Consider the following 14679-nt stretch of genomic DNA (forward strand, 5'->3'; position numbering starts at 1 on the left):
TCCCGGTTTGGGGACTGATCTAGGGGTGCGACGCTGCGGAAGGGAAGGGTGCATGCAAAATTTCCTGCGTGACTGGGTCACAGTGCCAAAGCGTCACCGAAGGGCTAATACGCTGGCTTCATGAGGAAACCCAAAATCCTTACGACGATCAGGCAATATTCCTGGTCGCTTCTTTTTGCCGACCTCATGGCCGGAGTGACGGTGGCGCTTGTTGCTCTTCCGCTCAGCCTCGCCATTGCGATCGCGTCTGGTGCAGACCCCGGAAAGGGCCTGATCACAGCCATCGTTGCGGGATTCCTGATTTCATTGCTCGGCGGATCGCGGGTGCAGATTGGCGGGCCGACCGGCGCGTTCATTGTCGTGGTGTTCGGCGTGATTGCCGAGCATGGCTATGACGGACTGGTTTTGGCGACGCTCATGGCGGGTCTTATTCTTCTGGTTGCAGGATACTTCAGGGCAGGCCGTCTGATCGCCTTTGTTCCTGAAGCCGTCGTAAACGGCTTCACCATTGGCATTGCCATCATCATCGCCGCAAGCCAGCTCAATGATTTCTTCGGCCTTTCCTTGGACAGCGTGCCCGCTGATTTTGTCGAAAAGCTCCCAGCGCTCTGGGAGGCAAGGACGACATTCAGCATGCAGGCCTTCATCGTCGGTCTGGTCACAATGGTGCTGATCCTGCTGTTGAAGCGGCTCGTCCCAAAGTATCCGGGGCTTATCGTGGCCGTCGGGATCGGATCGGCGCTGGTGGTGCTTCTGCGACTGCCCGTCGACACGCTCGGCTCGCGCTTTGGTATGTTGCCGAACCATCTGCCAATTCCACACCTGCCTGAGCTGAGTTGGGACCGGATAGTGGAACTCGTCCCGTCCGCCTTTATCATCGCCTTCCTGGCCGGCGTGGAATCCCTGCTTTCAGCCATGGTCGCCGATCGGATGATCGGCGGTCAGCACCGACCGAACGCCGAGCTGACCGCGCAAGGGGCTGCCAACGTTGTCTCCGCACTGTTTGGCGGCCTACCGGCAACAGGAGCTATCGCCCGGACAGCGACGAATGTACGGGCGGGCGGTAAAACCCCGGTCGCGGGTATCGTGCATGCTATTGTTATCTTGCTGATAATGCTGATCGCCGCCCCGGTCGCCGGATATCTCGCCATGCCAGCACTCGCCGCTCTCCTAATGCTGACCGCATGGAATATGAGTGAGCCGCACAAATGGAAGAACTATGCGACGGCACCGCTTAGCGACCGCATGCTTCTCGTCCTGACCATGGTCCTGACGGTTCTGGTCGACCTTACGGTTGCTATAGGAGTTGGCGTGGCCGTGGGGTTCGCCCTGCGCCTGAGCCGGAGAACAGACGAGAGCGACTGGACGCCGCCTCAGCGCTAAAGCGAAAAACTCGTACCGCAGCCACAGGCTGCAGTTGCATTCGGATTTTTAATTTTGAACGCAGCGCCGATCAGCTCGGTTGAGAAGTCGATCTCTGAGCCGCGCATGAACTCCAGGCTCATCTCGTCGATCAGGACCTGCGCACCATCCCGTTCGACCACAATGTCGTCTTCGTTCTTCGTATCATCGAGGTCGAATTTATAGGAAAAGCCTGAGCAGCCGCCGCCTTCAACGGATACTCGAAGGAAGTCTTTGCCGGACTGTTTTGCCAGAATCGCCTTAATGCGCTCGGCAGCTGAGGAAGAGAGAGTGACGTCGGTCATGTCGGACAAGATAGGAAAGCCTGCGCTTCCAGAAAAGAGAGCAGTGTTTGCGACCCTGTGGGAAAATTCGCGCGGCCGGTTTCACGAGGAGGCTGAATCTGCAACGCGCACGCCGTTTCAGCGTGATCGCGACCGTATCATTCACTCTTCCGGCTTTCGCCGCCTGAAGCAGAAAACGCAGGTTTTCGTGGCCCATGAAGGGGACCATTACCGCACACGGCTGACCCATTCGCTCGAAGTGGCGCAGATTGCGCGGTCGGTGGCGCGGCGGCTCGGCGTCGATGAAGACCTCGCTGAAGCCATGGCGCTCGCGCACGATCTTGGGCATCCGCCCTTCGGTCATGCGGGCGAGGACCAACTCGATGAGAGCATGCACGACTATGAAGGCTTTGATCACAATGCGCAGACTCTTCGTGTTGTGACCCGCCTTGAGCAGAGATATCCGACGTTTGATGGCCTGAACCTCACTTGGGAAATGCTGGAAGGACTGGTCAAGCATAACGGACCGCTGGTGACGGCGGATAATCCTGTTTCTTCCCTGCCGGCCGCCTTCAGGGACTTTGCATATCTGGACAAACTTGAGCTGGATCAGTTCGCTGGCCCGGAAGCGCAGGTCGCCGCCTTGGCGGATGATATCGCCTACAATAATCACGACATTGATGATGGCATCGCAGCGGGACTCTTCACGATTGACGACATGCTGACTATTCCGCTCATAGGCGACGTCTTCCGCGGCGTCCGTATCGAGCATCCGGTGCTAGATACCCAGCGCACCGTCTATGAGGCCGTCCGCCGCCTCATCGGCCTCTGGATTGACGATCTCTGCACCGAAACCCTTGCGCGTGTGAAAAAGTACAACCCTCAATCGGCCGCTGAAGTGCGTGCCTTGCCGGAACCGCTTATTTCCTTTTCCGAGGAGTTCGAAGCCCAGCAGCGTGAACTGCGGGCCTTCCTCTATGAGCGCATGTACAAGCATTACAAGGTGAACCGCATGCGCAGTCAGGCCAAAAGGGTGCTCAAGGAGCTGTTCGAGCTTTTCCTTGCCGAACCGGACATCCTGCCACCACCATTACGCCAGGATGCAGAACAGGCACCGAAGGAGCGGCGGGCCCGCCTTGTCTGTGACTATATCGCCGGAATGACGGACAATTATGCCATCGACCTGCACCGCAAGGTCTTCAACCTGGAAAGCATGATCTGAGGCCGGGTTGGCTGTGTTCCTGTCGATTCAACGATCGTTAACGAAACCCGCCTTAATCTTAACCAAAGACCAATTCATCCAGGGGCTGATGACCAGAATGAGCAATCGTAACCGAGACTATGATTTGGGGCCGTACGAGGAAGAATATCGCGGCTTCGAAATCCGAGATGATGACTCCGCGCGCGGACCACTGATCTTGTCGCTCGCCATTGGTGTGCTGATCGTATTCGGTGCTGTCGTCTGGAATACCTACCGCCAGGGCGTCCGTCCGACGGATGGCGCACTGCCCATGGTTGTTGCAGAAGCGCAGCCATACAAACGTGTCCCGGACGACAAGGGTGGTATCCAGATCGAGGACCTGGACCGGCGTCTCTACGATGCGATGGATGGCTCGACGCGCCGCCCGGAACCCACACAGGTCGCCAACACGTCCGAAGGCTATCTTAGAGGTGGGCCGCCTTTAGATCTGCGGCCTGCAGGCGACGCTGAAACGAGCCGGGCCGAGTCGCCGGCTCCTGTGGCTGTGCGGGAAGAGGATTTGCCGGCCGTCGAGCCACCACGCAGCGATCCGCAACCGGTGGAATCTGCTTCGCGGGAACAGCCGCAGCTCCCCGCGCTCCCTGCGCTTGATACCGAGCAGCACGGCGAACCTGCATATCGTTTTGCGTTTGCGCCCGGTGGGGAATACCTTGTCCAGATATCGGCGCTGCGCAGCGAGGAAGCCGCGACCGAAGCATGGTCGAAAGCACGTCGAAGCAATCCGGACATTTTCGAAGGAGCCCGCATGTCCATCGAGAAGGCAGACCTCGGCGCGAAAGGTATTTTCTATCGTCTCCGTGCTGGCGCATTCGGTACACGCGATACGGCGTCTGAGTTCTGCGATGCGCTGAAGGAAAAGGGCGGTGATTGTATCGTTGTTCGCGAGGCTGCATGAACAATAAGGCCTGTATCCTGAGCGTGGCGGGGGCAAGCCTGTTGCGCGAAGAGGCCGCTCTTCTGGCCGAGCACAAGCCATGGGGCGTGATCCTCATGGGACGCTCCTGCCTCTCCAGGCAACAGGTCACGCAACTGGTGCAGGACATCTGGACGGCCGTCGGTCGAGAGATCCTGATATTCATCGATCAAGAGGGCGGACGTGTCGCGCGCCTGAAAGCACCTGAATGGCCGCTTTTCCCTGCCGGTCACGTCTATGGCGACCTTTATGACGTCGATCCTGAAGCCGGACTGGAGGCGATCTGGCTCGGCCACCGCCTCATTGCCGCTGAGCTTGCCGCCATGGGGGTCCATGCCGACTGTGCCCCCGTCTGCGACCTGCCGCAACCCGGTGCCCACGATGTGATTGGCGACCGGGCCTTTGGGACGGATCCGGACAAGGTTGGCGCGCTCGCGCGGGCAGCCCTCAGAGGACTTGAAGACGGTTATGTGGCGGGCGTGATCAAGCACATTCCGGGTCATGGCCGATCGATGGCCGACAGCCATCTGGAGCTGCCTCGCGTCACTGCGGACGACAATGAGCTGTCCTCGGACTTCGCAGCGTTCGTGCACGTCAAGGATGCTCCGATGGCGATGACTGCGCATATTGCCTATGACCATTTTGACGCCAGCTGTGCGGCGACTGTTTCGAAACCGATGATTCAGGACGTCATTCGTGGCCGAATCGGGTTTGATGGCCTTCTGATGACGGATGATCTCGGCATGAAGGCCCTAGGGGGCTCTCTTACAGATCGCGCGAACGCTTCCATTGAGGCGGGCTGTGACGTGCTGTTGCACTGTTCGGGCTTCCTGAAAGAGCCAGACGCCATCCTCGCTGAAATGACGGAAGTTGCTGAGGCGGCTCCGGTCCTGGCCGGTAAGGCGCTGGAGCGTGCGACCGAAGCGGAAGCAGCGTCCAATCGGGGGTCGGAATTTGATGCCGAAGCAGGATGGGAGCGCTTCAAGGAGCTGCTCTCAAACATGGGAGCGGCCTACGCATGAGCCTTGAACTTGTCTCCAATGACCTCATCGAACAGGACGATATCGAAGCCGAAGACATGTTCTCGGTCGATCTCGACGGTTATGAAGGCCCACTCCACCTGCTTCTGGATCTGGCCCGCAAGCAGAAGGTCGACTTGCTCAAGGTCTCCATGCTGGAGCTCGCCAACCAGTATATCGGCTTCATCGAGGAAGTGCGACGCAAGCGGATAGACCTTGCGGCCGACTACCTTCTCATGGCGGCCTGGCTCGCCTTCATGAAATCGCGGTTGCTGCTGCCAAAGCCTGAAAAGGCGGCAAATGACGAGATTGACGGTGAGGAGATGGCTGCACGGCTGGCCTTCCGCCTGAAACGTCTCGACGCGATGCGAGAGGCCGGCGACCAGCTCATGGAACTGGCGCAGCTCGGGCAGGACGTGTTCGTGCGCGGAGCCCCGGAAAAGCCGCGTGTGATCAAGCAGACCGAATACGACACCACGCTCTGGCATCTGATGCAGGCTTTCGGCTCCATTCGCCAGCGCCGCGAAGAAGCTGCACCGCATCGGGTCGAGCACCAGTTCGTGCTGCCGCTCGAGAATGCGCGCGATTCTCTGAAGTCGCTGAGCAAATTGATCGACGATTGGGCGAGCCTTGACCAGCTTCGCGCCAGAATGACGGACATTGCGGGCGATATTCCGCCGCGCTCTGTCACCGCCAGTGTCTTTTCCGCAGCTTTGGAACTCGCCCGGGATGGCGATGTGGAGCTGCGTCAGGACCAGCATTTCTCGCCGCTATACCTGCGCGGCGCTCAGGAAGAGAGGGGAGGGCTTCACGCATGAATGCGATACCTCAATTGAAAGATATCCCGATGGATGATGAGCCGGAAGATATCCGCAAGGCCGTGCGCCAGCTCTCCTTCGCCTATCAGCGCTCTGCAGAAAGCCTTTCTGACGTCAGTGATGCGGGCATCGATGCGAGTTCGGAGGCGCTGCGCCGTGCGGAGGCGGTTCTGTTTGCTGCGGGCGAGCCCCTGTCTGCCGAGCAGATAGCTGAGGTCCTGCCACAGGAAGCCGACGCCGCGCAGGTGCTGATGTCGCTCAAGGCCGCTTATGCCAATCGAGGCGTCAACCTTGTCGAAGTGGCAGGCAAATGGCGCTTCCAGACCGCCGAGGACCTTTCCTACCTGTTCGTGGAAGAGCGCCATGAGCAGAAGAAACTGTCTCAGGCGGCGCTCGAGACACTGGCTATCATCGCTTACGGACAGCCCGTCACCCGGGCTGAAATCGAAGCCGTTCGCGGCGTGGCCGTCTCCAAAGGCACGATCGACCAACTGATGGAGGCCGGCTGGGTTCGCATCAAGGGGCGGCGCAAGACGCCTGGCCGACCGGTAACATATGGCACGACAGACAGCTTCCTGGAGCATTTCGGACTGGAAAGCCTCGACGTCCTGCCGGGGCGGGCCGAGCTCGAAGCGGGCGGCCTTCTGTCTGACGTGGTTCCGGACGATTTTGATGCATCAGAAGTCGACATGCCGCTGGGCGACCTGCAGCCAGATGCTGAAAACGACGATGATAACGGAGCTTTTGTCACAGATTTCATGGACGGTGAGACCGAGGAAGACTAAGCTGTGTCTGCAAACCATTGAGGCTGTCAGGTAATGGCGCTAATGGTGCGGCGACTAGATCCGGAGAATTCCCATGGCCCCAAGCTGGATGCAGCTTCTTATCGTACTTATTGTGGCCCTGTTGCTGTTCGGCGGACGGGGACGCATCTCTTCGATCATGGGTGACATGGCCAAGGGCGTTCGCAGCTTCCGCAAGGGCCTCAATGATGAGGACGAAGCCGACGGCGAGAAGAAGAAGCTCGACGACGACAAGATGGTCAACGTGACGCCTGAGAAGGAAAAGTCGAAAACCTCCAGCTAGTATGGCGCAGGAGGCCGGCTGATTAATGCTTCCGCAATTCGGACTCACTGAATTTCTGCTGATCGCGACAGTTGCCCTGATCGTGGTCGGCCCGAAAGACTTGCCGCTCATGATGCGCAAGCTCGGCCAGTTCGTCGCCAAGGGTAAAGCCATGGCGCGGGAGTTCCAGTCGGCTTTTGACGACATTGCCAAACAGGCCGAACTCGACGAATTGCGTAAAGAAATCGAGGATTTGCGCCGTGAAAACGCGCTGACCCAGGCCGTCGACGAACTCAAAAAAACCGAAGCGGACATCAACAGGCAGGTCATGATGGAAAACCCGCTGCCTGAACCCGCTCCAGAAGGTGAAGAGCCGCCAGCGGAAATCACGACCGATGCGGCCTCCATGTCTGAGCCAGACGACAATAATGCCGCCGATCCAGAGCGCAGGGCCGACAAGGTATGAGCAAGGACCTACCGGCAGACCAGCGTCCCGACATCACCGATGAGGACGAGATGGAGGCATCGCGTGCGCCACTGCTCGACCATCTGATCGAGTTGCGCAGCCGCCTCATCTGGAGCATCGCAGCGCTCGCCATCGCCAGTCTCGTCTGCTTCTTTGCTGCAAAGCCGCTCTATAACTGGCTGCTGGGCCCGCTTGTCCACGTGGCGGAAGTGGAGCGTGGTGATACGCAGTTCAATCTGATCTACACCCAGCCGCTCGAAGTCTTCTTCGTGCAGCTGAAGCTTGCCCTGTTTGCGGGGGTTTTCGTCGCCTTCCCGGTCATGGGCTGGCAGATCTACTCCTTCGTGGCCCCCGGACTTTACAAGAATGAACGCGGTGCTGTGCTACCTTTCCTGATCGCAGCGCCGGTCCTGTTCGTCATCGGCGCATTGTTCGTCTATTTCGTCATGTTGCCGCTCATCTCCAGCTTTGCCCTGTCCTTCGAGCAGCAGGGCGGGGAGGGGCTCGCCGCCATCACGCCGCAGATCAAGGTGTCGGAATATCTCTCTCTGGTCATGGCGCTGATGTTGGCATTCGGTCTCAGCTTTCAGTTGCCTGTTGTACTGGGACTGATGGGCCGCGCTGGAATTGTTGGCGCAGACACGCTTCGTAGTGGACGCAAATACGCCATCGTCGCCATTCTCGTATCTGCTGCATTCTTTACCCCTCCTGACATGATTTCTCAGATCATGCTGGCTGTGCCGGTTTATGGCCTTTATGAAATCTCAATCTGGTGTGTTTCCATGATGGAGAAAAAGGCAGCCGAAGAGGAAGCCGCACGTCAGGCTGAAACCTAGCTGCAGCGCCGCGAGATCAGCGGTTCCGCTGCGCGGACAATTGGTCTAGAGCCGAGCAGAGAAGTGAATTTCAAGGTCTTGTTTGATGTTTGATATCCGCGCCATCCGCGAAAACCCTGACGCATTCCGAACTGCCTGGAACCGTCGCAAGCCGGGACTCGGCGACGCTGTCGATGACATCCTCGCGCACGGTACCGCCCTGCGCAAAGCGCTGACGGACAAACAGGATGCCGAGAGCGTCCGCAATGCGAATTCCAAGCTGATCGGACAGGCCAAGGCCAAGGGCGATGAGGCTGAATTCGAACGCCTGCGGGCCGTCGTCGCCGAGGCAAAGGACACCATCGAAGCGGCCGGTGAACAGGAAGACGAAGCGCGCAAGCTGCTGGACGAGATTTTGCTCGGCTTGCCAAACCTGCCTCTGGCTGATGTGCCAGAAGGCGAAGACGAGGCAGGCAACGTCGCCGAGAAGCATTGGAGCACGCCGCGCGGTTTCAATTTCGAACCCAAGGATCATTCAGATCTTGGCGAAGCACTTGGCCTGATGGACTTCGAGACGGCGGCGAAGATGTCCGGCTCGCGCTTTGTGTTGCTGCGCGGCGCACTGAGCCGGCTCGAGCGCGCACTGGCCAGTTTCATGCTGGACGTGCAGACCGGTGAGCATGGGTATGAGGAGACCACGCCTCCGTTTCTGGTCCGCTCAGACGCGATGGTCGGAACGGGCCAGCTTCCGAAGTTTGGCGAAGATTCCTTCCGGACGACGGACGATATGTGGCTCATCGCTACCTCCGAAATTCCGCTGACGAACAGCGTTCGTGAGAGCATTCTGGATGCCAGGGCACTGCCGAAGCGCATGACCGCGCACACGCCTTGCTTCCGCTCTGAAGCGGGCAGTGCGGGCCGTGACACGAAGGGCATGATCCGACTGCACCAGTTCAACAAAGTTGAGCTTGTCTCCATCGTCCGCGATGAGGAAGAGGGGCTCGCCGAGCTTGAGCGGATGACGGTCTGCGCCGAGACCATTCTCGAGCGTCTTGAGCTGCCATATCGCCGTATGCTGCTGTGCACCGGAGACATGGGCTTTGGCGCCCGCAAGACCTATGACCTTGAAGTCTGGCTACCCTCGCAGGACACCTATCGCGAGATCAGCTCCTGTTCCTATTGCGGGGATTTTCAGGCGCGCAGGATGAATGCGCGCTGGCGGCCGGAAGCGAGCGAGGACAACCCCAAGCCGAAGCCGGAATTCGTGCACACGCTGAACGGCTCAGGCCTGGCTGTCGGGCGTACCCTCGTCGCTGTGCTTGAGAATTATCAACAGGAAGACGGCTCGATTGCCGTGCCGAAGGTGCTGCAGCCTTATCTGGGCGGGCTCGAGGTCATCAAGTAAATCATACTTCGACAAGCTCAGCATGAGGTTGCATTTTATTTCGGACCTCATCCTGAGCTGGTCGAAGGATGGGCGACGAGCGGAAGTTTAGAATGAGAATACTCCTCACCAATGATGATGGCATCCACGCACCGGGCCTTTCCGTGCTGGAATCCATCGCGCGCGAACTTTCAGACGATATCTGGATCGCGGCGCCGGAAGTGGAACAGTCCGGCCAGTCGCGCTCTATCACGCTGACACAGCCGGTTCGCACTCGGCAGGTGCGCGACAGATGCTGGGCTGTGATGGGAACGCCTACTGACTGCGTCCTGCTGGCCGTGCATGACCTGATGCCGGATCGTCCGGACCTCATCCTGTCGGGCGTCAATCGCGGCCAGAACATTGCTGAGGATACGAGTCTTTCCGGAACTATCGCCGGCGCCATGTTTGGAATGCATCTTGGCATTCCCTCCATTGCGCTAAGCCAGGCGCTGGGCTTTCGCGAACGCCTCTCACTGCCCTGGGAAACGTCAAAGGCCTGGGGCGCCAGGGTTATTCGGCCGCTCATTGAAAAGGGCTGGCCGGATGATGTGGTGATGAATGTCAATTTCCCCGACCGCGAACCCGAAGATGTCGCGGGTGTCGAAGTAACGCGGCAAGGTTTCAGGGACGAATCCATCATCACCACCGAACGCCGCGAAGACCTGCGCGGGAATGATTATTTCTGGATCGGTTTCCGCAGCAAGCTGTCCCGCCCCGAAGAAGGCACGGACCTGCGGGCGATCTATGAGGGCCGGATTTCGGTGACGCCGCTGCACGTCGATCTGACCCATAACCGGTATCTCGAATCACTGAAGGCGTCATGGCAGACCTGATCGCTGACCCTTTCCGGGCCGCGCGGCTCATTCTGCTGCTCAGGCGGCAGGGCATCCGAGACGATGCGGTGCTGGCCGCCATGGAAACCATAGACCGGGCCGTGTTTGTCGATCCCAAGCTGGAAGAGCTGGCTTATGAGGACACCGCGCTCCCCATCCCTTGCGGGCAGGTGATTCCCAAGCCCGTGGTGGTTGCGCAGTTGCTCGGCGCGTTGCAGGCCTCACCAGGCAAGGAAGACCGGATTCTGATAGTGGGGGCGGGCGCGGGATACATGACCGCGCTTCTCGCCCTCATTGGCCGGCACGTCTGGGCGGTGGAGCGGTATCAGCATCTGGTGGTAGCGGCGCGGGCGCGAATGCTCGAACTGAAGGTCGACAATGTCACGTTCCGACATGGGGATGGCCTTGAAGGCTGGCCGGAGCACAGCCCTTTCGAGCGCATCCTGCTGACGGGCGCGGTATCCGGTGTGCCGGAGAAGCTCGTGCAGCAGATTGCGCGTGGTGGCACCCTCGTGACCCCGTTTAACCGGTCCGGTCAGGACCAGGTGATTCGCCGAATCGCTGCCAATGGTGACACGCAGGATTTCCCGATCCTCGAACCATTATCGGTTCTGAGGTCGGGCGTATCCGCTGCTCTGTAGAGGCCCTTGGCCTTATTCGAGATCGCTCGCGGCGCATTCGCCGTCTGCTGCGACACTGGCGCCCGCCGAAGCGGCGACACAGGCATTCGAATAGGTCTGCCCATCACATCCACAAACAGGCGCATATTCCTGCGTGCAGATTTCAGGGACGGGCTCGCACGTGCCGGTGCCGTCCATGACTTCGAGGCATTGGCCATCCGGGAATTTGCAGTAGAGGCCGGCGGGGCATTCGATCGCTGCAATACCACCGCAAGTGGCACCTTGAGCGTCAGGCGCCGGTTCTGGCTGGCTTACCGGTTCTTCGACCGGTTTCGGCGTTTCAGGTACGGTTTCATTGGTGTCCGTCTCCGAAGGTTGGCACGCCGCCAAAATTCCGAATGTAAGTGCAATCGCCAGAAGTCTCATATTCGCCCCGCTGAGAGTTCGTTGTTCACTGATTGGGCCATGTAAGTGGCGGGCTGGCAAGCTCTGCATTTAAAATTCGGCTTGCCAGCCTTTTAATGCCTAGCTTTTAGCCGCCTCGGAAAGCAGGCGGAAGATGTTCTGGCCGTGGGCGGACCCCATTTCAAAGTGAGTCTGGACAGACTTGTCGGTGATCTGGTCCCACTTCGCCGCCACAGCCTCTGCTGTGAGAGCGTCGCCCTGACCAACGAACGCGCCATTGGTTTCGACGATTTCTGCCATGGAAAAGGCTCCGGCACCTGCGGAAAGCACCATGCCCGTCGGTGCGTCTTCCTTTACGAGGTTCATCACACCGGGTGTCACATATTCAGGCTTCAGCTGGGCGAGAACTTCCGGCGGCATGAGCCCTTCGGTCATGCGCGTAGCGGCAACGGGGCAGACGGCATTGATCTTGATGTTGTTCTTTGCGCCTTCAATCTTGAGCGTGTTCATCATGCCGACGAGGCCGAGTTTCGCAGCGCCATAATTAGCCTGGCCAAAATTGCCGTAGAGGCCGGTTGAGGAGGTTGTCACGACAATGCGGCCGTAATTTTGCTCCTTCATGATGTCCCAGGCTGCCTTGATCGGCTTGAAGCTGCCCATCAGGTGAACATCCATAACCAGCTCGATGTCCTGCAAAGTCATCTTCGAGAAAGACTTGTCACGCAGGATGCCCGCATTGGCGATGATAATGTCGATGCGGCCCCATTTGGCCATCGTGTCGTCGATCATCTTCTGGACACCGGCCGTGTCGGAGACAGAAGAGCCATTGGCAAAAGCTTCGCCGCCCAGCGCTTCGATTTCCTTCACCACATCATTTGCCGCTTCCGAGCTGCCGCCTGATCCGTCCATGGCCGCGCCAAGGTCATTGACGACGACCTTTGCGCCGCGCCGGGCCAGCTCCAGAGCGTGACACCGTCCGAGGCCGCCGCCTGCACCGGTGACAATGGCGACTTTTCCATCAAAGCGAATATCGGTCATGAAGTTCTCCCGAACTGTATGGTTTGATTGAGTTGGCGAGCCTTCCAGCACCCGTTCACGCAAACGTCAAGCATTGGCGCAAGGTCAGCGCTTGTGCGCCGCCTCTCCGCATGTTGCATAACAGGGCACCAATCAGGAGGAGATGCACAATGTTGGCATATGTGACGCTAGGTTCGAACGATGTGGAAAAAGCAAAGGCCTTCTACGATGCGCTGATGCCGGAGCTCGGCGCGAAGCGCTTTTTCGACAATGGCAGGTTGTACTTCTACGGCACCGGGGCCGGACAACCGATGCTTGCCATTGGCGGGCCGTATGATGAGAAGACAGCGACAGTGGGGAATGGTGTCATGCCAGCCCTGGCCGCCCCTGACACCGAAACCGTCGACAGGGTCTACAAGAAGGCACTCGAACTCGGTGCGCAGGACGAAGGCGAGCCCGGCAACCGCATGCCCACCTTCTACGGCGCCTACTTCCGCGATCCGGACGGCAACAAGATCTGCGTCTGCAAGCTGGGCTGACCGCTCGGCCCAAGCAAAAGGCCGCAGCGAACGCTGCGGCCTTTTTTCCTGCTGCCACCTGCCTCAGGCTGCTTCGATCTGCTTGAGGTCGCCATTGTGGATGACGCGCTTGATATAGCCATCGATATAACGAAGCAGGGGCTTGCCATCGGTTTCTGCCTGTCTTGACGACCACTCATGGTGACGCTGGCGCAGCGTGTTCAGTTTCGCCAGCTTGATGTCCATCGCCTCTGATGACATCGCGACACCATCGACCTGATCGGTTGATACAGGACGTGGCTCGGCACGAACACTTTGATCCCTGAGTGGCGTGAATGTCTTCTTTTTCATGTCTCGCTCCTTTCGGGTTGTTCAATCACACCAAACCAACGGTTCGCTTCCTCCGTTGTTCCTGTGATCACCACAGGCAATGAAGTTCGGGGGTAGAGCAATAAGAGATCGCAGGCTAAGGCTGATTGATCCGTGAGTTGAGGGAGTCGGGCATGGAATGGGGCTGGGACAATGCGCGCGCGCTGATTGGTATCGTGCTGATCTATGGCATTTGCCTGCTCGTTTCCGAGCGCCGTGGATCCTTTCCCTGGAAGATCGTTGTCGGCGCAACACTCATGCAGTTTGCATTTGCGCTCATCCTGTTCTGGGTAACGCCGATCCGCAGCATCCTCCTTCAGGCCAATGTCGTCGTTGACGGGCTTCAGGAGGCAACGCGAGCCGGTACGAATTTCGTGTTCGGCTATGTGGGAGATAATGTCGCCGCGAGCCAGGTCATGGACGGATCGCCGCCGCCACTCTTCTTCTTCCAGATTTTGCCCATCGTCATCGTTGTGGCAGCCCTGTCCGCCATTCTCTGGCACTGGCGGATCCTTCGCTGGATCACTAATGGTTTTGCCTATGTCTTCCAGCGCCTAATGGGACTTGGCGGCGCGACATCCCTTGCTGTCTCCGCCAATGTTTTCATGGGTATGACCGAAGCGCCGGTCCTGATCAGGCCCTATATCAAAGGCATGACACGGTCAGAGCTGCTGATCATGATGACGGCCGGCTTTGCCACCATCGCAGGTTCGGTCCTGGTGGTGTACGGCTCTTTCCTCGAAGGCAAGATGGTCAATCCGCTACCACAATTGCTGGCAGCCTCGCTCATAGCAGCGCCTGCCGCTGTCGCGGTGGCGCTTGTCATGATCCCTGAAATGACACCCGGCACAGAGCGCATGCAGGAACCGGACTTCGCCTATTCCTCCACGATGGATGCGTTCTCGACCGGCGCGACCGATGGTCTGAAGATTGTTTTCAACATTGCCACCATGCTGATCGCCGCGCTCGCTCTGCTCTGGCTGATAAATGCGGGACTCGGCGCTTTGCCCGATGTGGACGGTGCGCCGCTTTCGATTGAGCGGGTACTCGGCTGGGTCTTCGCGCCACTCATGTACATGATCGGCGTTCCAATCGGAGAAGCGGCTCAGTCAGGCTCTCTCATGGGCGTGAAAACTGTGCTTACAGAGTTCGTCGCTTTCATCCAGCTTGCGGAAGTGCCCGCTGACGCAATGGATCCGCGCACCCGCATGATCACGGCGCACGCCATTTGCGGCTTTGCGAACTTCGGCTCGATGGGCATCCTGATCGGCGGTCTCTCCATCATTGAGCCGGCGCGCCGCGACGACTTCCTTTCGCTGGCCTGGCGGACCCTGCTGGCGGGCACGCTGGCAACCTGCCTGTCCGGCGCAATTGTTGGGGCGCTGCCTTACTCGCTCTTTGCTGGGGCGGGGTGACGCAGCATCAGCACTCGTCAAAGTGATGCCGCCG

Annotated in this window: 18 protein-coding genes; 14 read left to right on the forward strand and 4 right to left on the reverse strand. The window is 59.0% G+C overall.

Going from position 1 to position 14679, the window contains the following annotated elements:
- Positions 1 to 120: 120 nt before the first annotated feature.
- On the forward strand, positions 121 to 1383 hold the full coding sequence (locus B8746_RS10330) for a SulP family inorganic anion transporter (RefSeq protein ID WP_084393606.1): 1263 nt from the start codon (positions 121 to 123) through the stop codon (positions 1381 to 1383).
- Here B8746_RS10330 and erpA read toward each other — a convergent pair.
- Positions 1380 to 1706: an iron-sulfur cluster insertion protein ErpA gene (erpA, locus tag B8746_RS10335; protein ID WP_084393607.1), complete on the reverse strand. Its 327-nt coding sequence runs from the start codon at positions 1704 to 1706 to the stop codon at positions 1380 to 1382. The genes B8746_RS10330 and erpA overlap by 4 nt on opposite strands.
- On the opposite strand from erpA, the gene B8746_RS10340 reads away from it, so the two are divergent.
- From B8746_RS10340 to B8746_RS10390, 11 genes are all read left to right on the forward strand, one after another.
- On the forward strand, positions 1705 to 2907 hold the full coding sequence (locus tag B8746_RS10340; protein ID WP_095380867.1) for a deoxyguanosinetriphosphate triphosphohydrolase: 1203 nt from the start codon (positions 1705 to 1707) through the stop codon (positions 2905 to 2907). The genes erpA and B8746_RS10340 overlap by 2 nt on opposite strands.
- Positions 2908 to 3004: 97 nt before the next feature.
- Positions 3005 to 3841 (forward strand): SPOR domain-containing protein, encoded by an 837-nt coding sequence (locus tag B8746_RS10345; RefSeq protein WP_158084599.1) that lies wholly within the window; start codon positions 3005 to 3007, stop codon positions 3839 to 3841.
- Positions 3838 to 4881, forward strand: a complete 1044-nt coding sequence (nagZ, locus tag B8746_RS10350; RefSeq protein WP_084393609.1) for a beta-N-acetylhexosaminidase — start codon at positions 3838 to 3840, stop codon at positions 4879 to 4881. The genes B8746_RS10345 and nagZ overlap by 4 nt, the downstream gene beginning before the upstream one ends.
- On the forward strand, positions 4878 to 5696 hold the full coding sequence (locus B8746_RS10355; RefSeq protein ID WP_084393610.1) for a segregation and condensation protein A: 819 nt from the start codon (positions 4878 to 4880) through the stop codon (positions 5694 to 5696). The genes nagZ and B8746_RS10355 overlap by 4 nt, the downstream gene beginning before the upstream one ends.
- Complete coding sequence (gene scpB / locus B8746_RS10360; RefSeq protein WP_084393611.1) at positions 5693 to 6481, forward strand: SMC-Scp complex subunit ScpB; 789 nt, start codon at positions 5693 to 5695, stop codon at positions 6479 to 6481. Before B8746_RS10355 ends, scpB begins: the two co-directional genes overlap by 4 nt.
- Positions 6482 to 6554: 73 nt before the next feature.
- A complete protein-coding gene (gene tatA, locus B8746_RS10365; protein ID WP_188657375.1) occupies positions 6555 to 6782 on the forward strand; it encodes a twin-arginine translocase TatA/TatE family subunit in 228 nt (75 codons plus the stop codon).
- Positions 6783 to 6807: 25 nt separating this feature from the next.
- Positions 6808 to 7227 carry a Sec-independent protein translocase protein TatB gene (gene tatB, locus B8746_RS10370; protein WP_084393612.1) on the forward strand — a complete coding sequence of 140 codons (420 nt, stop codon included), beginning with the start codon at positions 6808 to 6810 and terminating at the stop codon, positions 7225 to 7227.
- Positions 7224 to 8063 (forward strand): twin-arginine translocase subunit TatC, encoded by an 840-nt coding sequence (gene tatC, locus B8746_RS10375; RefSeq protein WP_084393613.1) that lies wholly within the window; start codon positions 7224 to 7226, stop codon positions 8061 to 8063. Before tatB ends, tatC begins: the two co-directional genes overlap by 4 nt.
- An 85-nt stretch (positions 8064 to 8148) precedes the next feature.
- A complete protein-coding gene (gene serS, locus B8746_RS10380) occupies positions 8149 to 9447 on the forward strand; it encodes a serine--tRNA ligase (RefSeq protein ID WP_084393614.1) in 1299 nt (432 codons plus the stop codon).
- Between the two features lie 92 nt (positions 9448 to 9539).
- Positions 9540 to 10301 carry a 5'/3'-nucleotidase SurE gene (gene surE, locus B8746_RS10385; RefSeq protein ID WP_084393615.1) on the forward strand — a complete coding sequence of 254 codons (762 nt, stop codon included), beginning with the start codon at positions 9540 to 9542 and terminating at the stop codon, positions 10299 to 10301.
- Positions 10289 to 10942: a protein-L-isoaspartate(D-aspartate) O-methyltransferase gene (locus B8746_RS10390; protein WP_084393616.1), complete on the forward strand. Its 654-nt coding sequence runs from the start codon at positions 10289 to 10291 to the stop codon at positions 10940 to 10942. Before surE ends, B8746_RS10390 begins: the two co-directional genes overlap by 13 nt.
- A gap of 12 nt (positions 10943 to 10954) precedes the next feature.
- On the opposite strand, the gene B8746_RS10395 is transcribed toward B8746_RS10390, so the two are convergent.
- Both B8746_RS10395 and B8746_RS10400 read right to left on the reverse strand, forming a co-directional pair.
- On the reverse strand, positions 10955 to 11347 hold the full coding sequence (locus B8746_RS10395; RefSeq protein WP_084393617.1) for a Kazal-type serine protease inhibitor family protein: 393 nt from the start codon (positions 11345 to 11347) through the stop codon (positions 10955 to 10957).
- A gap of 99 nt (positions 11348 to 11446) precedes the next feature.
- Positions 11447 to 12364: an SDR family NAD(P)-dependent oxidoreductase gene (locus B8746_RS10400; protein WP_084393618.1), complete on the reverse strand. Its 918-nt coding sequence runs from the start codon at positions 12362 to 12364 to the stop codon at positions 11447 to 11449.
- A gap of 149 nt (positions 12365 to 12513) precedes the next feature.
- Here B8746_RS10400 and B8746_RS10405 point away from each other — a divergent pair, with 149 nt between their 5' ends.
- Positions 12514 to 12882 carry a VOC family protein gene (locus B8746_RS10405; protein ID WP_084393619.1) on the forward strand — a complete coding sequence of 123 codons (369 nt, stop codon included), beginning with the start codon at positions 12514 to 12516 and terminating at the stop codon, positions 12880 to 12882.
- Between the two features lie 63 nt (positions 12883 to 12945).
- On the opposite strand, the gene B8746_RS10410 is transcribed toward B8746_RS10405, so the two are convergent.
- On the reverse strand, positions 12946 to 13212 hold the full coding sequence (locus B8746_RS10410) for a hypothetical protein (protein ID WP_084393620.1): 267 nt from the start codon (positions 13210 to 13212) through the stop codon (positions 12946 to 12948).
- 152 nt (positions 13213 to 13364) lie between these two features.
- Here B8746_RS10410 and B8746_RS10415 point away from each other — a divergent pair, with 152 nt between their 5' ends.
- Positions 13365 to 14645 (forward strand): NupC/NupG family nucleoside CNT transporter, encoded by a 1281-nt coding sequence (locus B8746_RS10415; RefSeq protein WP_084393621.1) that lies wholly within the window; start codon positions 13365 to 13367, stop codon positions 14643 to 14645.
- Positions 14646 to 14679 lie beyond the last annotated feature (34 nt).

This window comes from Henriciella pelagia (assembly GCF_002088945.1).
Classification (GTDB): domain Bacteria; phylum Pseudomonadota; class Alphaproteobacteria; order Caulobacterales; family Hyphomonadaceae; genus Henriciella; species Henriciella pelagia.